The sequence below is a fragment of the Desertivirga xinjiangensis genome, from assembly GCF_024436435.1.
Classification (GTDB): domain Bacteria; phylum Bacteroidota; class Bacteroidia; order Sphingobacteriales; family Sphingobacteriaceae; genus Desertivirga; species Desertivirga xinjiangensis.
Genome location: NZ_JAFMZP010000013.1, coordinates 115,043 through 135,649 on the forward strand (window position 1 = coordinate 115,043; position 20,607 = coordinate 135,649).

Here is a 20,607-nt window from a genome sequence, read left to right on the forward strand (position 1 = left end):
TGCCCGGATGATGAGAATAGAAATAAAAATTTAACACCCCTTATTGGTATGAAACAAACTCTTCCCTGCATGAGCAGGGAGACATGCATGTTATTGATTAAAAAATCAGGATTGATTATGAGGCTAACACTCTTTTTATTGATCGCAGGATGTCTTACTGTAAACGCTTCAGGACTTGCTCAGGTAGTAAGTATGTCGTATAAAAACACAAGCTTAGAACAAGTATGTCTTGCTGTACAGAAACAAACCGGTTACTTTTTTCTGTATGACAAGGATGTACTTAAAAAAGCAGGTAATGTTACTGTTAACATTAAAAATCTCGAGCTTAATGATGCTCTAAAGGCCATCACCGCCGGAAAGCCCTTGACTTATAAGATCATCGATAAAACGGTGATCATCTCAGAACTTAAAGTGCAGAATAACAACTTAAGTCAGGAAGAGATCACGGTGAAAGGTACTGTGAGGTATAAAAACCAATCAGGAACTTTCGAAAGTTTGCCAGGAGTTAGTGTTACCCTGAAAGGAACCAGGAGAGCTGCAAATACGGATGTTAATGGCAACTATGTGATTAAAGTACCTTCAAACGCTACTTTGATATTCAACATGGTCGGCTTTACCGTAAGGGAAATCCCAGTGAATGGCAGGACATCGATTGATGTGGATCTGGAAGAATCAATGACTAAGCTGAATGAGGTTATCATCACTGGTTATGGAACCTCTGAGAGGAAAGAAAACCAGGTAGGTAGTGCTTTTCAGGTGACTTCAAAGGATCTGGAGATGAAGCCATTGGACAGGGTAGACAGGTTGCTGGAAGGTGTGGTGCCTGGTTTAGAGTTCAATCTTCAAGACAATTCAACTAGCAGTGCAAGACCTCGTTTTGAAACCAGAATTCGGGGAGAAGCTTCTTTTTCTGCTGCTAATGATCCGCTTTGGGTAGTTGACGGAGTGCCTCTCAATACCGGAGACGAAACTAATATGATACTGGGTGTAGAGACCAGCATTAGCCCTTTAACCTACTTAAATCCCGCAGACATTGAGTCTATTGTTGTATTGAAGGATGCAACCGCCACCTCAATTTATGGAGCCAACGGTTCAAATGGTGTAATATTAATTACAACCAAAAAGGGAAAAGCAGGCGCTAACCGGATAAACTATTCATTTAGAGGAGGAATTAGTTCCGTGACAGATAACCGTTTTAAAGTTCTTAGTTATGCAGATTATGTTATGCTTTATAACGAGGCGCTGGCGAACAACCCTGATTCGAAAGAAAAGCCATTGCAAATGGTTGGAGAAGGCACAGATTGGTATGATCTTTATTTCCAGACCGGTGTAAATACCAATCACGATTTGTCTTTCTCGGGAGGTAACGAAAAAAATCACTATTACGTTTCGGGGTCCTATTTTAAACAGAAGGACATCATGATCAAGAATACAACAGACCGGTTTTCTACACGGGTTAATCTTGACAAGACGATCAACAAATCTTTAAACCTTTTTTTCCAGATAGGAGCCTCTTATAACATTAACAATATGTTTACTCCTAATGATACCTACTATACGAACCGACCAACTTTAAGTCCTTACGATCCTACCGGACTTTATACCATTGCATTCTATAATAAACTTCCGGATGCAGAATATAATGATAACAGGCAAAACGCTGCAGCTCTTTTAGGGAATATAGGCGGAACTTTAAAGTTCTTTCCATGGCTGAAATACACCACCACCAACGGTGTAGACTTTTCGTCTGTCAGTGAAAACAGATATACCTCGGAACGTACTTTTTCCGGGCGGTCAGACGCGTATGCCTATAAGTCGCAAAGCAACAGTTTCAACTGGACCAGCATGCACCGGGTGAATTTTGACAAGCAATATAAGAAGAATGACATTTCCTTAATGCTAGGGGGAGAGGCTATCGAACGGTCACGTCGATCTGTCGGATCAACCGGATGGAGTTTTCCTAATGATGATATACGAGAAGTTACCTATGCCGTAAACACTGAAGGAAGAAGCAGTGGCAATGAACAGGCAAGCTTATCCTACTATGGGCAACTAAACTATTCTTTTGACAGAAGATATAGTCTGATCGCAAGTTTTCGTAATGATGGAAATTCAGACTTTGGTAGCGATGTAAAATGGGCAAGCTTTAGGTCTGCGGGTGTAGCTTGGACAATAAGCAACGAAAAGTTCTGGAAGCTTAAACCGATTAATTTCGCGAAGCTCAAATTCAGTTATGGAACTAATGGAAACTCCCGGATTGGCGCTTATGTTTCAAAGGGTATCTATGACTTCAGTGTAGACAATAATTACAACGGAGAATCAGGTGCGATAATGTCCAAAGGCGAGAATCCAATCCTATCATGGGAGAAAACTTATTTGCTGAACACCGGACTGACTCTTGGATTCTTCGAGAATAGAATTTCCGTCGAAGCCGAATATTACCGCAATACCACAAAAGATATACTGGATGATGTTTCTGTATCATGGACGTCTGGAACCAGAAGAATCTTGCAAAATGTGGGATCAGTGAGGAATAGTGGCATTGAGCTTACACTGAATACAAAAAATATCTCCAATGAAACATTTGAATGGAGCACGAATTTTAACATAGCTCACAATAGTAATCGTGTACTTGAACTTTATAATAATAATGATCGTGTACTTGATACTAAAATAAGAAGAGTTGGCATGGATGTAAACTCTTGGTATCTTATTCGTTGGGCTGGCGTTGATCCACGCGATGGTGCTGGAATGTGGTATGACACAAGAGGGAATCTTACAAGAAATTATAACGCGGCCAACAGGGTAGTTGCTGGAACCGCTACACCCGATGCTTTCGGTGGAATGACAAATACATTTAGTTATAAAGGAATTTCTTTAAGAGCACTTGTTGCGTACACTGTTGGTGGTAAAGAGTTCAGCAGGCTGGAAAGAGAGACAGAATCAGATGGAGCTCATTTGGATGAGGATAATCAGTCTGTTAATCAACTTGACCGTTGGAGAGAGCCGGGAGAACTAGCAAAATCGCCAAAACAAGTACTAGATGGTACAGCCCAATACACGATGAATTCAACGAGGTTTTTGCATAGCAAAAGCAACCTGAGACTACAAAACATCAGTATGAGTTATGTAATTCCTCAGAAGTTCGCTAATCGCATAAAGTTGAATAATGTCAGTGTTTATGCTCAGGCAGATAACCTTGGAATCTGGACTCCATACAGAATTGCCGATAATCGCAATAGTTATGCGAACTCTTTCAGAGCTTACCCGAATCCTCTTACTATTTCATTCGGATTAAATGCCGGTTTTTAATTTTTTATGAAAAAAATAATTTTTAAAATCAGTATCCTTTTCATAATTAGCGTTTTCTATTCTTGTGAAAAATTTCTTGAAAGGGAGCCTATTGGAAGAATAGGTAAAGAAGCATTGTTCTCAGATGTGAACGGTGCAAGACTAGCACTTAACGGATCTTACAACCATATGCTTTCTTACTACAGGAAGGAGTACGGGATGTATGCAGATATTGCCTCTGACAATGTATTCAAAAGAGTAGATGGCCCTGCTGTGATGTTAAGTCAATTTGATTTTGTTAGTAATCCTGAAGAGGATGAAGCGGCAGTTGGGCACATCTGGCAATCTATCCTTGAGAGTCTTAACAATGTTAATAATGTTCTAAATGCACTTCCCGGGCTTGCATCGACCTATCCTAATCAAATAGCCGAAATAGAACGCATAAAAGGCCAGGCTTTAGTATTGAGAGCTATTTGTCACTTCGACCTCTGTAAGACATTTGCTCAACCTTATAATTTTACCTCAGATGCTTCTCATCCAGGCGTTCCGGTACTTTTAAAAACTCCGGCTCCGGGAACCTTGATTTCAAGGGAGCCTGTAAAGAATGTTTACAATCAAATTATTGCCGATTTGAACGAATCTTTACCCCTGCTTAAAACTCACTTTAGCAAAGATCAGGCTATTGTCAACTATTATGCAGCTGTTGGCTTACTTTCACGTGTCTATCTGTATATGGGAGAATCTGATAAGTGTATTGCCGCTGCAAATGAAGTAATAGCTGACAACGTTTTTTCGCTTGCAAGTGCAACAGAATATGCAGAGGTGTTTCTTAAAGAGACCATACCGGGACCATCAAAAGAGGTATTGTTCCACCTTTCAGGAAAGGGAATTCCAAATACAATATCTAGCATGGATATTAATTCGGCGTTCTCAGACTCTTCTGGTGCTTATATAGCTTCAAATAAATTGATTGAGCTTTTCGATGAAAATGACATCAGGAAGTCAACGATGTTTACAGTCAGAAAGACGCCGGGAGTAAATTATGGCACCATGTCTACTAAGAAGTATGCTAATGGAAAGGTGTCTAAGGATGATCCTTTTTATGTGAAGGTCATTCGATTGTCGGAGGTTTATTTAAACCGGGCTGAAGCCAAATTTCAGAAAGGATTATATCCTGAGGCTGCTGAAGATATTCGTATCATTTCTCAAAGGTCTCATCCAAGTCAGACGATATCAATAACTTACAATACGCCACAGGAATTGGAACAAATTATACAGAATGAACGCAACAGGGAACTTTGTTTTGAGGGACACAGATTGTTTGATCTAACCCGTACTAAGAAAGATCTGGTTAGAGGTGCTGGATGTAATTCGTCTGTATGTCTTCTGACATACCCTAACAACAAATTTATTTTACCTATCCCAAGACCGGAATTAGATGCAAATAAGGGTATGAAACAGAATCCTGGTTATGACAATTAAGAACTGAAGAGATGAAGACAAGATATATATTACAAATTTTAACGATAACAATAATCTCTTTTTTGTCATCCTGTTCAAAAGAGGAGGTTACACCGTTTGACCATCCTTTTTTTCACATTCATGTAGACAATCAGGACAGAGTTTCAGTAGCTTCTATCCGGAGAGACACAACAGATTATAATGTTTATTTAAGTGCGAAGTTACAGTTTGAGCCAATTGATGTTCAATATGAGATTGTACCTGGTGACGGACTTGAGGCTGGACGGGACTACGAGCTTGTAACCACCAGTAATACCTTAAGGTTCGCTCAGGGGATCTTTGAACGGCCTATTAGTATTGCCTGGAAAGAGTCGGTTCTTGATCCGGAAAAAAATAATACGCTAACAATTAGGTTGTTAAGTAATAGTAAGGGCTACACTATTGGGCTTCCTGGACCGGATAAGATACAAAGCATGTTAGTAATAACTAAAGTGCAAGTTGGTAAATAATATGAGAAAAGATTTAAAGTTTCTTATTCTCCTGTTCATAGGTTCGTCTCTCAGCGTCAGATCTTTTGCTCAGAAATTACAGCAAGATCCCAACCTTGTAAAAGGAAAGCTTAAGAACGGCTTTACCTATTACATTTACAAAAATCCGAAAGCAGCCGGTCAATCCGTGCTGCGGCTTTTTGTAAACGCCGGTTCGCTTCAGGAGGATGAAGATCAGAGAGGGCTTGCGCACTTCATAGAGCATATGGCCTTCAATGGTACCAAGCACTATGCAAAAAATGACGTTATCGAGTTCCTCGAATCAAAAGGTGTAAAGTTTGGTGCGGATCTAAACGCGCATACCAGCTTTGACGAGACGATCTATAAGATCAGCTTGAATACCAAAGAAGAAAAAAACCTTGAGAAAGCTATTGATATCATGGCCGATTGGGGATTCGGGATCACTTTTGATTCGTTGGAAATAGAGAAGGAGAGAGGAGTAGTTCTCGAAGAATGGCGTAGCAAACAGGGAGCTGACACGCGTTTAAGAGAACAGTACCTTCCGGTGTTGTTTAATCAGTCGCGTTATGCAGAACGTATGCCAATTGGTAAGGTAGAGGTCTTGAGACACGCCTCCAGGCAGCGCATCGTTGATTTTTATAAGAAATGGTACAGGCCAGATCTGATGGGAATTGCTATCGTTACAGATACAGATCCGCGTTTAGTAGAATCTTATATAAAGAAGGAGTTCAGCCAGTACAAACCGGCTGTTAAACCATCAAAGGCTCCAAGGGTTTACTATGATCTGCCAAAGCATCAGGATACATTATTCTCGATAATTACTGATAAAGAAGCACGTTCGGTAGAATTAAGCTTTTTTAATAAAATTCCTTCTTTCAGAGGCATTCGTACTCAGCAGGATTACTATCAGCAACTTGTCAGAATGTTTTTCAATGGCCTGGTTAAACAACGCTTTAGCCGGATATCTCAATTGCAGGACTCATTTAAGGACGGTGGTTTCTCTGTAAGTAATATCACCTTGAAAAATGGTGTGGTTGCAGGAGGTGTTGGCTTATACCAGGACCAGATCACCGAAGGGATTAGCTCTTATTTGCATGAAGTTCAACGAATTGTTCGTTATGGATTTACTTCCCAGGAGGTAGAAAAGTTCAAAAACGAATATATGTCGCTGATCCAGAGGTCGTTGAAAAATGAAGATAAAACGGAGTCCTCAACTTATGCAGACTATATCCGCAATGATTTCTACGACAAGGATGTTGTCCAGGCTAAAACCGAGCGGAATAATCTGGCGCTTAAGCTGGCACCTGGTATCGATTCTTTGAGATTGATCAATTACCTGCGTTCTGTATATCATCAGGGCAATACAGTTATTTTGCTTACAGCACCAGAAAATCTTGCAGCTTCGGTTCCCGGTAAGGAGCAGTTGAAACAGCTTTTCACTGAAGCTACGTTGAAACCTGCTCTGCCATGGAAGGATGATCTGAATATCCCATCCAAACTTCTTGCTAAGGAGCCTGCTGCCGGAAAGGTACTAAAGGAACAAAGAATACCAGAATTGGATTTGATCAAGTGGAACCTTTCCAACGGTACTACCGTTTACCTGAAGAAGACCACAGAAAAGAAGAACTATATCTCCCTTTCTGGATTCCGTGACGGCGGTATTTACGCATTGGATTCGAACCTTTTCGTTGCCTCACAGTTTGTGAAGCCTGTGACAGGCTTAAGTGGAGCCGGAGAGTTCAGCCGTGCTGCGTTAACTCAATTTCTGACAGGCAACTCCGCTTCAGCGACACTTGCCTTGTCGAATACCCGCGAAGGTGTGGTAGCGAGCTCTGATTGGAAAGATGCGAAAACAATGTTTCAGCTGATGTATTTGAAATGGATGTTTCCTAATGCAGACTCGGTTACATTTGAACAGAGTAAGCGTAAAACTATCGAATCCGCCGAGTCTGCCAAGCTTTCCCCTCAGTACGAATATAATAAAGCAATCAGCAAACTGCTTAAAGGTGAAGATGACTATCCTTCTGATCTTAGCGCCGAACGTATAAAGGCTGAGTTGAAATTCGAAGATATCATACCGGTATTTAAAAGTCGTTTTGGCTCGGCTAAAGACTTCCAGTTTGTTGTTGTTGGCGATTTTGAGGCAGATAGCATTCGTCCGCTGATCGAACAGTACATCGGAGGCTTACCAGCCGGTGAATATAAGAATGACTATGAGTATAAAGGCCCTGTTGGTGGTGATGAACAAAAAGGTGTTTTGATCTATGCAGGTCAGGCTCCAAAAAGTACGGTGAACTTGTTTTACCAAAGTAATGCGATAAAACATGATTACCCTGAAATCGCAGTTGAAAAACTTCTTCAGGAAGTATTGAAAGTGAAGTTACGTTTAAACCTTCGCGAGCAGAATTCAGGTGTTTACGGAGTTGGAGTAGCTATTTCTTCTACAAGTAAGCCTTCACCTCTGATCCGTACCCGTATTTCATTTACCTGCGCCCCTGAGGTTGCAGATTTTTTGACTCATCAGGCTAAACTGGAAATTGAGAAGGTAGCCAAAGACCCGGATTACTTTAAATCGGAATTGGCGAATATAAAGGTTCAGGAGATTGAAGGCTACAAGAAAGATAAAGAGAAAAATCTTTTTTGGAGCGCCGGATTACGTAATCAGTTCTATTATGGATTTAAAGATTATACGTATCTGAATAATTATGAAAGCCTGATCGAAAAGATCACGGCCAAAGACATAGCTTCGTTTGCTAAAAAATATCTTGTTAATACACCCGCAATTAAAGCGGTGTTAATGCCCGAAAATTTTAAGACATTAAATTAATGGTTATGACAAAAAAAATAAACTTCGCCTTGCTGTTGCTGCTCTTCATTGCTGCAGTTTCAGGCTGTAAAAAAGACGATAGGGTTTACCCCAAAGAATTCGTTTCTTTTTCGTTCACTGAGAAGGATGAACAAGGGGCGGTTAAGGAATACTCTGGAACCATCATTGGTGATGAGATCGTTGTAGATCTGCCAACTGAAGTGGATGTTACTAACGTAGTTCCGGAATTTGAAGTGATCAACCCACGCACCATCGTACAGGTCGGAAAAGTTGTACAGGAAAGTGGCGTGTCTGTAATGGATTTTACAGAGCCGGTTACTTATACGGTTAGGGCTGAAGATAAGAGCACTAAATCTTATAACGTACGGTTCGAAAAAAAGATTGCTATAAAAAGCTATGGATTCTTTAAAGAGGATAACCCGAGCCTAACCGCAGATTATGCTGGAAAAATCAAGGGCAAAAAGATTGAAATCGGAGTACCTGAATCAATTGATCAGACTCAATTAGTAGCTCGTTTTGAAACAACCAGTGGTGTTGTATTAAAAGTTAGCGGAGCAGACCAAGAAAGTAAAGTGAGCAAAAATAATTTTACGAGTGAGGTGCTGTATTCATTAAATGATGCTGGGCTTCTAGCTCCAATTGAGATTAAAGCTAAAACATATATCCTTGGTGCTAAGTGGATAATGATAGGGGATGAAAACATTATCGTACCAACGGCTTCTGGAATAAAAATGGCCATACATCCGATTTCCAATTTGCCATATTTAGTTTATCAAAGAACGGGGGTAGATGAGAGTAAGGTTGCGATTCCAGATGCTGAAAGAAAGATAGCCGTTATACGGTATACCGAAGAAGGTTGGGAACATTTAGGAGCGAAGACGGGAGTCAGTGACTCGAGAGCAGATGTACCTTCAATCTCATTTGATCAGGCAGGAGTCCCTTACATTAGCTTTAGAGATTTTGCGAGCAAAAGACCTACTGTATTGAAATATGTGAATTCTGGCTGGGCAGTTCAGGGACCGAAGAACTTTGGCCCGGTCAAAGTCGACAAACAGAGCTTTATAATTAACAACAATAATGAACCTGTGGTATCTATTGTTAGTGACAACGGTCCAGCGCCATTTGTCAATCGCCAGTTGTACATCACCCATTTTGCGGCGAATCAGTGGTCAAATAATTCGCCTCTATCATCCATGTTGGTAGTTGCGGCAAATTTGTTTAACGGACTTGATGGAAAAACCTATCTTGCAACAATGGATAGGACTACAAATGCCAATAAGTTGACTATGTTGAAGCTTAACGGTAATGTTTGGACACCTGTTGGGCCGACTTCATTCACGACTGCAGATAATGCATTGGGATTTACAAGCGCATATGGAGCAGCAGACAAAGAAGGGCAAGTATATATTATATTCCAGCAAAATCTGTCAAGCATAAGAAGAAACCGTATTCTCAAGTTTAACGGATCGATGTGGGATGAGTTACCAATGCCAGCCACCAGTGAAAGTAAAAGTGATATGTATTGTATTGCTACTCATCCTGACGGTACCTTATACTACGCTTATGTAAATAATTCCGGTCTTTACTTCCAAACGTTCAATAAAGCAACCAATAATTGGAACGCAAGCAGGTTAATTGTTTCGGGAGCTATTAACGGTTTTGATATGAAAATTTCAAACACTGGAATCCCTTACCTTGCAGTAAGTGTTGGTGGGTCAAACAAAACATTCGTATATAAATACACAACTGAATAAACAATCTAAAGTCTGAGCCCTTGCCCAGACTTTATTCTGACGCTTCATCATGAACAAATCATTCTTAATAGCCCTAACCGGGCTATTTTTTTCAGTATCAGCCTTTAGCCAGTCTAAAGCAAAAGGCTATGTTTTCAACGACCAAAACTCGAACAGTACAAAAGACAGCAACGAAAAAGGAATCGGTGGCATTGCTGTAACCAATGGCGCTGAGGTTGTCCTTACGGATAAAACGGGCTATTACGAACTGCCTGTAGGCAATGACAATATCATCTCCGTGATTAAGCCAACGGGTTACCAGGTTCCCAAAAACTCAGACAATCTTCCCCAGTTCTTTTTCATCCACAAACCTGCCGGATCTCCGCGAATACTTAAATACAGAGGAGTATCTCCAACCGGACCTTTGCCAGAGCTTATCAATTTTCCCCTCACAAAATCGAAAGAAAAAGATAACTATACGGCTCTTATTTTCGGAGACCCACAGGTGTACAATGAAGAACAGGTAGATTACTTTACCCGCGGTGTGATCAAAGAGGTTGAAGGAATTAAGGGCGTCGCCTTTGGCTTAAGCATGGGCGACGAGGTAGGGGATAAGCTGACCCTTTTTCCGCAATATGCCTCAGCCGTAAAACGTGTAGGAATTCCCTGGTACAACATGGTAGGAAACCACGATATCAATATGGATGTCAAAGCTGATTCACTATCAGATGAAAGCTTTGAAGCATTTTTTGGCCCTTCAAGTTACGCCTTTAACTATGGAAAAACTCACTTCATCGTTCTGAATGATGTGTTGTACCCTGATCCACGCAATGGAATTGGCTATTTCGGCGGACTAAGACAAGATCAGTTCAAGTTTATTGAAAATGATCTGAAGTTCGTGCCTAAAGATTACCTTGTGGTAGTAACATTGCATATCCCGATCAGTGAACCTGGCTCTCTTTTCCGCGCTGAAGATCGCGTGAAGCTTTTTGAGCTCTTGGAAGACTTTCCTCATACACTTTCTATATCTGCCCATACCCACATGCAGCGTCATGATTTTTATAGTTCCGGTAATGAATGGAAGCAGGATAAGCCTCATCACCATTTCAATATTGGAACAGCTTCTGGCGATTTTTATTCAGGAGTGTTCGATAAGGAAGGCATTCCATATTCTACGATGAGGGATGGTACTCCGAAAGGTTATGCTTTCATTCACTTCAAAGGAAATGAGTATAAGATCGACTACAAGGTAGCGGGTAGAGATGATAAATATCAGATCGATATTTATGCTCCTGATTCTGTAAAAAGCGGTGCGGATTCTGTAAGGTTGGTATACGCTAATTTTTTTATGGGTAATAAGCAGAGTAAGGTATTGTACCGGGTTGGTTCAAACGAATGGAAAGAAATGGAATACAGCTTTACTCCAGATCCGAAATACGTTGCTAGTGTGGCTGCGTGGAAGAAGATCAGTGATAAGAAGATCCGTGGCAGACGTCCGTCGAATCCGGCAAGAAGCACTCATCTTTGGAAAGCTAAATTGCCAGCAAATCTTCCTGTGGGTGAACATCTTATAGAAGTGAAATCCCAGGATATGTTTGGTAAGGCATGTGCCGGGACAGGAAGAATTATTGTGTATTAACTGCCATGATTCAAAATAATAAGGCGGCTAACAAGCCGCCTTATTATTTTCCTCCCGTTACATCAATAAACGTTCCGGTTGAGTAAGACGACTTCTCTGATGCCAGCCAAAGAATTGCTTCTGCCACTTCTCTCACCGTGCCACCTCGTTTCAAAGGAATACTATCCTTGATCCGCTCAATACGTCCGGGTTCTCCACCAGCTGCATGTATGTCGGTATAAATAAATGCAGGTCGCACTGCATTAACACGTATTCCTTCTTTAGCAAGTTCCTTCGATAGACCGATAGTAAACGCATCCAATGCTCCTTTTGAAGCTGCATAATCGATATACTCGTTCGGAGCACCGGTTCTGGCTGCAATGGAGGATACGTTTACAATTGTTCCTCCCTGTCCGCCATGTTTCAACGACATTCTCTTTATTGCTTCCCGTGCACAGAGGAATTGCCCGGTGATATTCGCTGTGAAGATACGCTGCAGGCGGGCGGCGTCCATATCTTCCAGACGCATTTGCCGCTCCAATATGCCGGCGTTATTAACGAGCGAACTAAGGTTTCCAAGCAGGCGGTCTGTCTCAGAAAACAGCCTGATGACATCTTCTTCTTTTGAGATGTCGGCTTGAATGGCAACCGCGGTACCTCCAGCGGATATTATTTCGGCCACCACTTTATCGGCTGCAGCTTTGTTTTGGTGATAGTTCACAGCAACAGCGAAGCGTTGTTCTGCTGCAAGCAATGCTGTGGCGGCTCCAATTCCGCGGCTTGCACCAGTAATTAGCATTGTTTTCATTATTATGATGTTATTTGTGGTCTGTGATGTTTAAATCCGCCTTCAATTTAGTTAATTCTCCTAAAAGCTGCGTAGACTGTACTTCATGCTCTTTGCCAAGAGAATGGGCGATCTTTACTATCTCTAAATTTAAGGTATCTATTTCTGTTCTTCGATGGTTCCTGATATCCTGCAAAGTAGATATAAGTTGTCCCTCAGAAGATTTACTTATCTGCTGAAGAGTTTCCTCCACTTCATCTGCAGAGATGGATATGCCCTTGCAGGCTGCGATTGTAGTGCATTCTGCAATTAGCCGCTTTGCCAGGCTAAGCGCTGTTTCGTTTCGATGGAAAATCCCATTTTCCGTTTCGAGCAGTGGGCACACTGAATTAAACACGCAGTTAATGATTGCTTTTTTCCAGATGGTGTGCTGGATATTTTCCTCTGAGCTAAAAGGGAAATCAGCGGTGTGTAAATGTTTAACAATGGTGTTTAGCGTAGCCGAGGTGCCTTTTTCTATACCTACAGGACTAAAAGCAACGGGTTTGAATCTAACTGATCTATCGTCGATAGACTGGCTGGTAACGAATAAAACACAGCGATAGACTTCTGTAAAATCATTTGCAATAAAAGCCTGTTCCACGCCCAATCCGTTTTGCAAAAGTACGACCGGGGAACTGCCTTTTTTTGTTTTAAGAACGCTTGAAAGGTGCTCATTCCCATACGATTTGTTGGTCAAGACGATAATACCATTCATCTCATCAAAAGCACTGAGAGTAGCTATTTCGAGCTCGGCCTGGTGTATGATGTCATTCGCTGTTTCAACCCGTATACGTTCGGTTCTACTGCTTTCTTTATCAACGCTTCCTCTAACCAGTACCACCTCACGGCCAGCCAGCTTTAGAAAAACGGCCAGTGCTTTACCGATAGCGCCCGAACCGATAATGAATATCCTGTTTTCTGAATGCATAGGGAATATTTGCTGCTACTTTCAAAATTGGACAGAATTTGCATAGGAAGACAGATACAGTTTTGTTATTTTATGGATAACAGTTTTTGAGAAGGAAATAATTTTATTGCCAGCCTTTTGATTTTTTAAGCTCTGTAATGTGGGCCAGGTGATGTCTAGAGTGCCATGCATAAGTTCCGATAGTTTCCGCTAGGTTGAACGCCTTTTGATGTTCCGGATGGATAAAGGTTTTTTCGAGTATTTCATCGCTTAAGCTTTTTAACAGGATAACCCACCGCTGGTGCAAACCCTTAAGAATATTCAATGATGCTTCTATGGGCATAGTTTTGCTGTCAGCAAGTTCGGCCCATCGTTCTTCATAATAGGGTTTAATTTCAGGGGTATTCTCTGTGATAGCAAGCTTTATTCTGCAAAATGCGTTTATATGACTGTCTGCACAATGGTGTACAACTTGCCTTAAAGACCATCCGCCATCGCGGTAGGGGGTATTCAGTTGTCGATCTGATAGGTGGGATACTTCCTGGGCTAGAAGTGAAGGGAAATTTTCGAGGAATAGGATCCATTCAGATAGTATGGTGCTGGTTATGACTGGAGGCTTTTCAAACTTTCCTATAGGGTATTGTTGAGTGTAATGGTTCATTGAATACGTTTTGTTGAGTAGTTAAGGGGAAAGATAATAATTTGGAAGTTGAATTCATAAAGTTATGTATGGTGCTTTAGCGAGTCAGAGACTCTTTTTTATACAGGAATCCTTAGAGCCGCTGACGCGAACTCTAAAGACAGTAAGAGGCTCAAATATTGCATGAGACTCTGCGGACAGTAAGGAAGCTTGCCGGCAAGAGTCAGTAAGTAAAAGCGTGCGCCTGCAATTGTAAAACCAGAATTGTATGTTAGTCAAACTTTTTGAAGATTGAACTTGCTGTATGTCCGCCAAAACCGAAGGTATTATTAAGTGCGAATTGCAGCTCTTTGTGAACCGCGTCTTTTAGAAGGACGTTCAGGTGCTGGGGAAGAGCAGGATCGATGTTCGTGGTGTTGATGGTGGCCGGAATGATCTGGTGTTTAAGTGCAAGGATGCAGATTATAGCTTCAACTGCACCTGCGGCTCCAAGTAAGTGGCCGGTCATTGATTTGGTTGCGCTTACCAGAAGTTGTTCGTTGCCTTTAAATACTTCAGCAATTGCTTTAAGTTCACTTAGATCCCCTGCAGCGGTCGAGGTTGCGTGAGCATTGATGTAGCCGATTTCCGAAGGGTTTAATTCTGCATCTTCCAGCGATGCCTGCATTCCAAGTACAGCTCCAAGACCTTCGGGATGTGTAGAGGTAAGATGATAGGCATCGGCAGCCATGCCTCCGCCAACTATTTCCGCATATATTTTCGCCCCGCGACTTTGAGCATGCTCCAGTTCTTCTAAAATCAGGGAGCCTGCACCTTCACCAGCGACAAATCCGTCCCGGTCAACATCAAAAGGTCTGGAAGCACTTTGATAGCCCTCGTTTCTTTTAGAAAGCGCCTGTGATGCATTAAAACCACCAATAGAGGCAGGACTGATGGATGCTTCTGAACCTCCGGCAATAATAAGATCTGCCCGCCCCATACGAATGAGGTCAAAAGCATTAATGATTGCAGTATTAGATGAAGCGCATGCAGACACTGTACAGTAGTTCGGCCCCAGCAATCCATAACGCATAGATATCACTCCTGCGGCAATATCAGTAATGATCTTTGGGATAAAAAAGGGATTAAATCTCGGGGTACCGTCGCCTGCATAAAAATCTTTTAGCTGTTGCTCGAAAGTTGTAATACCACCGTAGCCTGAGGCCCATATCACACCAATTTTAGCTCTTTGCGAAACTCCCAATTCCTCAAAGCTCAGACCTGCATCTTTCACGGCTTCTTCCGTAGCGGCTACCGCGTACTGGGTGAAGAGGTCGTATTTTCTCAGATCTTTCTTTTCAAAATAGTCTTCGCCTTTAAATTCCTTTACTTCGCAAGCAAACTGTGTTTTGAAACGACTCGCATCAAAATGAGTAATTGGTGCTGCGCCACTTTTACCTGCTATTATGTTTTCCCAGAACGTAGCGATATTATTCCCCAAGGGATTGATAGTGCCAAGTCCTGTAATGACTACTCTTCGCTTTTTCATACTTATTGGTATTTATTTGTTTAAAAAAATTATAAGCCTTCTATTTCTGCTTTCAGCTTGTTAAGGGTGGCGTTGAATCCGGGTCGGTCATTTAATGATTTGGCAATGAGGATGGATCCTTCGATGATCGCAATAAAATACGTAGCAAAATCTGAAGCTACTATGGTATTGGATATTTCTTTATTCTCAATGCCGGTCTCAACCAGATGGATAATGGAGTGCTTCCAGGATAGCAAAGCTTCTTTTGCCTTCTGGAAAAGAGCAGGGTTAGTATCATCCGACTCCACTAACGAGTTTTGTATAGCACATCCGCCTCGTTCCAGAAGCTTGGGGTAAAAGTCGAGATAGAAATCAACGCAGGCTTTAAGTTTTCCTTTAATTGATTTTTCTTTGTTGGGGTATGGGGATAATGCCTCTTTCAATTGCTGGTAGTTATACTCAAATACTCGAACAGAGACATCTTCCTTATCTTTGAAATTGGCATATATACTTCCTTTTGTAAGTCCCGTAGCTTTTTCCAGATCGGATAATGAAGTGCCAAAAAAGCCTTTTTTATTAAAAATCACCGAAGACTTCTCTATGATGAAATGTTGCGTATCAGCTGCTGGAATATGTGAGTTCCTTCCCATACGGCAAATATACATACCTTTCGGTATTTATTATCCTTCTTTAGAAAAAATATCAGTCAGCGATGCTGTTTGTCAAGTCTATTCAGTAAGTAATTAAGTTGTAAAGTTTTTTAAGCTGTAATCGCCTCCGTTCGGAAGGTCTATCGGAAAGCTTGCGGGCCGCTACCGAAAAGGTTATCCACAGGTACCAGAAGACTTCGGGAAAGCTTTGGGCCGGCCTCGGGAAGTATTCGGGAAATAGCGAAGCCGCTTCGGCGTTGTTCGGGAAGTGTTCGGGAAATAGCGAAGCTGCTTCGGGGTTTGTTCGGGAAGCGTTCGGAAAATAGCGAAGCCGCTTCGGGAGTTGTTCGGGAAGTGTTCGGAAAATTGCGAAGCCGCTCCGGGAAGTCTTCGGAAACTGTCAATGCGTCCTGCCTGCTTTTCCGAAGCTTTCTGGTGTTTAGGGATAATCTGTCTGGGGGAGCTGCCGAATAAAACCAATCCATTTTAAAAGCAGCACGGCTACCAAAAATAAAAAAAAAGACCATTAACCTCCTAATTTACAGATCTATATTTTTTTCTAGATAAATCTGATTTTCCTGTCAGCTTAATTATAATTTAATACCTCCCGGCTTTTGTTAATCATAATTTAAATCAAAGCTCATCTATGCATTATATCCGCCAGATAGCTTTGGTCAAAACAAACAGAGATCCATGAAACAATTTTTACAAAAGAAAATCGCAGCAGCTTTAGCGTTTTCTTTCGTTGCAGCCACAACTACCTTTGTTGCTTGCAAAAAGGACAAAAATGACAACGACGGAGAAGTCGACACGGAGCAGCCTGCAGAACTTAAGACCCAGTCGGCGACGCCATCTTTGGTAAAAGCGATGCCTGGTTTTGAAGGCTTAAATCTCCTTCCTTTGATAAGCAGCGATGACAAGTTAGCTGAATCTCCAGGATTTATTTATGGAGGACAACCCGATGGTGCCGGGCTTATGAAAGATCCTAATGGAGATGGGTACCTAATGATCACCAATCATGAGATTCTTCAGTCGGTTTCAAGGGTGTATCTGGATAAAAATATGAAACCGGTAAAGGGTGAATATATTGTTGATGGAACCGGTGGTCAATGGCGCTTATGTTCTGCTACACTTGCTACTCCTGAAGAACATGGCTTTGGCCCTTTGTTCCTTACTGCCGGTGAGAGCGGAGTTGAATCCATGATCCACGCTATCGATCCTTTGGGTTCGGTGAACGATAAAAAAAGCAAGTTCAGAACATTGAAAGCTCTTGGCCATTGCAGTGCTGAGAATGCTGTTCCTATGCCAAAAGACGCGTTTCCTGGAAAAACAGCCATTTTCATAGGAGAGGACGAAAGTAATGCCGCAAACAGCTATGGCCAGGTAAATATGTATTTATCAGACAAGGTCGGAGATCTGAACAACGGTAAACTGTACATGCTGCGCCGTACAGATTTAAATGTTGTAGAAACAGATATGACTGTCGGCCAGGCTTACGATGTTGAATTTGCTGAATACGAGATGTCTAATTCAACAACTGGTGCTCAACTGGTTGCTCAAAGCATCGACAAATCTGCTTTGCAATTTGCAAGGGTAGAGGATCTGGACTATGGGAAAGGCAGTGCAGCTGCAAACCGCACGCTGTATTTTGTAGCTACAGGTGTGGCAAATGCCCGCACAACGCAAATACCCGGCTTAACGATGTGGGGAAGGCTTTACAAACTGGAGCTTAATGCAAATGATCCCCTTAAGGGAAAACTTACTCCTCTAGTAGACGGTGTTGAGAATCCCGGAAACAGCCTTGTGAACCCTGATAACGTTTGTGTTACGAAGAACTTTGTTTACATACAGGAGGACGGCGATTCTTATTATGTAGATAATAAGCATGATGGCCGGGTTTGGCAATATAGCATCGCAGCTATGACCTTGAAGCCTGTACTTGAAATGAACCACAGACGCAATGAAGCTACTTTCAATTCTAAATACAATCCTAATAATGACCTGCGCTTAAGCTCCTGGGAGTACGGTGCAATGGTGGATATTTCGGATATCGTTAAAGTGCCGGACACTTTTATGCTAAATATACACCCTCATACCTGGACCAGCGATTCGTTTCTGATCGGCGGAAAAGGAGCTGACGGCAGTGGTGTGATTAATAATAAGGAAGGCGGGCAAACGCTAATTATAACAGGCCTTGAGCGCTAAGTGATCATCTATCAAATTAAATACTCAGCAAAAAGCCGCTTCATTTGAAGCGGCTTTTGATATATAAATTGATCTATAATAAGGCTACTTATGTACAGAAAATCAATTGTACTTAGTTTTCTATCTTTCTTTTTCTTTTTGGTTTACTGTACCCAGGATTCGAATGAGGGGCACGATAAGCTTATTAGACGGCGCTTAACGAGCCAACTAGATACACTGGAGATGATCGTCGAAAGTCAACTGCTTCCACTCGCCCGCAAGGGGGATGGGGAGTCCCTGAAAAAGGTGTTTTCTCAATGCAGGATGAAATACAAGGAGTTAGAGTGGTTTACCGAATATTACGCCCCGCTCTCCAGTCGTGAAATCAACGGGCCACCAGTGCCAGAAATCGAGGTTGAAGAAAATAAAGTATTGCGCCCTAAAGGCTTTCAAGTGATTGAGGAGTATCTGTTTCCTGAGTATGTATCATCGGAACAGTCGGAGCTGCTTGCTGAAATCAAATCAATGCTCTCCATCCTGGGTAAGATACGGGTGATATTAAATTCTACCGAATTCTCTGAGGCTCACGTCATGGAAGCTTGCAGGCTGGAAGTGTTCCGGGTTATAAGTCTAGGCATATCGGGCTTTGATACACCCCTGTCATTAACTGGCTTAGCTGAATCTGCTACAGCGCTTAAGGAAGTTAGTAATGTTCTCGACTTCCTTGGTGAGAATCCAAAGCTTCAGAAGCTAGTGGATGAAGCCGTGCTGGCTCTGCGGAGTGAAAAAGACTTTAATAGTTTTGATAGACTGGCATTTATCAACAACTATGCAAATCCTTTGACTACGGAAATGGTATCATGGAAGAAGGAATTAGGTATAGAGCCGCTTAGAGAACAGTTTGCAGTCAATCAAAACGCCTCCACACTATTCGATAAGAATGCTTTGAATGTGGATTTTTTTACGGGTAATAAGGAGTCGCGTATTTCTGAAGCGAAGGTTGAGCTTGGAGAGTCCTTGTTTTCAGATAAAATGGTCTCGGGAGGAAATATGACTTGTAAAAGCTGCCATCAGCCTGCCCTTGCTTTCACGGATGGCCAGCCTAAAAGTGTTTCTTTTACCCAGGGACAGTTCGTCAAAAGGAATGCAGCTACGCTCTATTACGCCGGTTTTCAAAATGAACAGTTTTATGATATGAGGGCACCTTCATTGGAAAGCCAGGCTTTTGATGTCATTTCTAATAAGGATGAAATGCACGGTTCTGTGGAGGATGCGGCAGCAAGAATGAATAAAGATGCCGGATACATAAAACGCTTTAAAGCGGCTTTTCCCTCTATGGAAAAGGACATCAAGCCGCGATATGTGATGATTGCCATTGCAAGCTATATAAGGTCTCTGGCGCCGTTTAATTCGAAATTTGACATGTATATGCGTGGTGATCGTAGACAGATGAACCAGGAGGAAAAGAATGGGTTTAACCTGTTTATGGGTAAAGGGAAATGTGGCACTTGTCATTTCATGCCTTTGTTTAATGGAACAGCTCCGCCGGCGTTTACGCATACAGAAGCCGAGGTGTTAGGTGTTCCTGCAGGTCCCGGGATAGGGAAGGTTGATGCCGATGCGGGCCGGTATACTAATCATCAGATCGATGAGCTCAAGTTTTCGTTCAAAACGCCTACCGTACGGAATATCGAAAAAACAGCACCGTATATGCACAATGGTGCATTCAGAACGCTGGAGGAGGTAATGGAGTTTTACAATGAAGGGGGAGGAGAGGGACTAGGGATTGAGCTGGATAATCAAACACTTCCAGCCGATAAACTTAATTTAACGCCGAATGAGCAAAAAGCGATCATCGCTTTTCTAAAAACGTTGACAGACGAGGTTGATCTGGTTAAGACGGGGGATAGGCTTTAGCGGGCGACAGTAAAGGACGGTTGGATAGTTTGACTATTAGGAGTTTATAAGCACACCTGACACACGTGCGCTAGCATATGGATAGGGGTAAGTTGGCCCGAAAAGTCGGATCAGGCGTAAAAGTTGCGGGGTTTTCTGACATTGTCATCGTGTGAGTGGCAATTTTTTAAATACAGAAAGCAAAATGGGATCTAAAATTTCTTTTCTTCGTCATCCTGAACTTGTTTCAGGATCTCTTGCTTAAGCATGGCCTCGTCAACGAAGTTCAAGAGGTGCCAAAATAATTCGGCATGACGTCAGGGTATATTAGTTCCAGGGGGGCCGAATCCTGAACTTGATTCAGGATCGGCATTACGATGTACGATATCAGCGCTTTTTATATATTGATTAAATAAAAGATATCCCTTAGCCCCAATTTTTCACATTTTCCGCTTGATCCCCATTTTGGATCAGTCCGGAAAGTTGTGGAGGGTGATAAAAAAGGATTAGTTTTGCGAGCAAAAAAACTTGGAGAAAGAACTCTTATCGCTATTG

The 20,607-nt window shown here is 42.0% G+C and carries 14 protein-coding genes; 8 read left to right on the forward strand and 6 right to left on the reverse strand.

The genetic code is table 11. The annotated features are described in order from the left end of the window. The first annotated feature begins 117 nt into the window (after positions 1 to 117). From J3P37_RS21770 to J3P37_RS21795, 6 genes are read left to right on the forward strand one after another with little or no spacing between them, the layout of a single operon-like run. A complete protein-coding gene (locus J3P37_RS21770; protein ID WP_256013963.1) occupies positions 118 to 3,312 on the forward strand; it encodes a SusC/RagA family TonB-linked outer membrane protein in 3,195 nt (1,064 codons plus the stop codon). A gap of 6 nt (positions 3,313 to 3,318) precedes the next feature. Then, the gene (locus J3P37_RS21775) at positions 3,319 to 4,773 is read left to right on the forward strand and encodes a RagB/SusD family nutrient uptake outer membrane protein (RefSeq protein WP_256013966.1); all 1,455 of its coding nucleotides are present in this window, start codon (positions 3,319 to 3,321) and stop codon (positions 4,771 to 4,773) included. 11 nt (positions 4,774 to 4,784) lie between these two features. Next, a complete protein-coding gene (locus tag J3P37_RS21780) occupies positions 4,785 to 5,261 on the forward strand; it encodes a hypothetical protein (protein WP_256013969.1) in 477 nt (158 codons plus the stop codon). A 1-nt stretch (position 5,262) separates the two neighbouring features. Continuing rightward, positions 5,263 to 8,088 (forward strand): M16 family metallopeptidase, encoded by a 2,826-nt coding sequence (locus J3P37_RS21785; RefSeq protein WP_256013971.1) that lies wholly within the window; start codon positions 5,263 to 5,265, stop codon positions 8,086 to 8,088. Between the two features lie 5 nt (positions 8,089 to 8,093). After that, the gene (locus tag J3P37_RS21790) at positions 8,094 to 9,842 is read left to right on the forward strand and encodes an SGBP N-terminal domain-containing protein (RefSeq protein WP_256013974.1); all 1,749 of its coding nucleotides are present in this window, start codon (positions 8,094 to 8,096) and stop codon (positions 9,840 to 9,842) included. 49 nt (positions 9,843 to 9,891) lie between these two features. Further along, positions 9,892 to 11,460: a calcineurin-like phosphoesterase C-terminal domain-containing protein gene (locus tag J3P37_RS21795; protein WP_256013976.1), complete on the forward strand. Its 1,569-nt coding sequence runs from the start codon at positions 9,892 to 9,894 to the stop codon at positions 11,458 to 11,460. A gap of 43 nt (positions 11,461 to 11,503) precedes the next feature. Here the strand turns inward: J3P37_RS21795 and J3P37_RS21800 are convergent, their stop codons facing one another. The 6 genes from J3P37_RS21800 to J3P37_RS21825 form a co-directional block, all read right to left on the reverse strand. Beyond that, positions 11,504 to 12,247 carry an SDR family oxidoreductase gene (locus J3P37_RS21800; protein ID WP_256013979.1) on the reverse strand — a complete coding sequence of 248 codons (744 nt, stop codon included), beginning with the start codon at positions 12,245 to 12,247 and terminating at the stop codon, positions 11,504 to 11,506. 10 nt (positions 12,248 to 12,257) lie between these two features. Then, the gene (locus J3P37_RS21805) at positions 12,258 to 13,196 is read right to left on the reverse strand and encodes a ketopantoate reductase family protein (RefSeq protein WP_256013981.1); all 939 of its coding nucleotides are present in this window, start codon (positions 13,194 to 13,196) and stop codon (positions 12,258 to 12,260) included. Between the two features lie 103 nt (positions 13,197 to 13,299). Continuing rightward, positions 13,300 to 13,836 carry a YfiT family bacillithiol transferase gene (locus J3P37_RS21810; protein WP_256013983.1) on the reverse strand — a complete coding sequence of 179 codons (537 nt, stop codon included), beginning with the start codon at positions 13,834 to 13,836 and terminating at the stop codon, positions 13,300 to 13,302. A 250-nt stretch (positions 13,837 to 14,086) separates the two neighbouring features. Next, positions 14,087 to 15,343 (reverse strand): beta-ketoacyl-ACP synthase II, encoded by a 1,257-nt coding sequence (fabF, locus tag J3P37_RS21815; RefSeq protein WP_256013986.1) that lies wholly within the window; start codon positions 15,341 to 15,343, stop codon positions 14,087 to 14,089. A gap of 29 nt (positions 15,344 to 15,372) precedes the next feature. Then, on the reverse strand, positions 15,373 to 15,972 hold the full coding sequence (locus tag J3P37_RS21820) for a TetR/AcrR family transcriptional regulator (RefSeq protein ID WP_256013988.1): 600 nt from the start codon (positions 15,970 to 15,972) through the stop codon (positions 15,373 to 15,375). Between the two features lie 140 nt (positions 15,973 to 16,112). Next, entirely contained in the window at positions 16,113 to 16,457 is a 345-nt protein-coding gene (locus tag J3P37_RS21825) for a hypothetical protein (protein ID WP_256013991.1), read from the reverse strand. 208 nt (positions 16,458 to 16,665) lie between these two features. On the opposite strand from J3P37_RS21825, the gene J3P37_RS21830 reads away from it, so the two are divergent. Together J3P37_RS21830 and J3P37_RS21835 are read left to right on the forward strand one after the other, a co-directional pair. Continuing rightward, positions 16,666 to 18,177, forward strand: coding sequence for a PhoX family protein (locus tag J3P37_RS21830; protein WP_256013993.1), 1,512 nt, complete (start codon positions 16,666 to 16,668; stop codon positions 18,175 to 18,177). A 90-nt stretch (positions 18,178 to 18,267) separates the two neighbouring features. Next, positions 18,268 to 20,073 carry a cytochrome-c peroxidase gene (locus J3P37_RS21835; protein ID WP_256013996.1) on the forward strand — a complete coding sequence of 602 codons (1,806 nt, stop codon included), beginning with the start codon at positions 18,268 to 18,270 and terminating at the stop codon, positions 20,071 to 20,073. Positions 20,074 to 20,607: the final 534 nt, after the last annotated feature.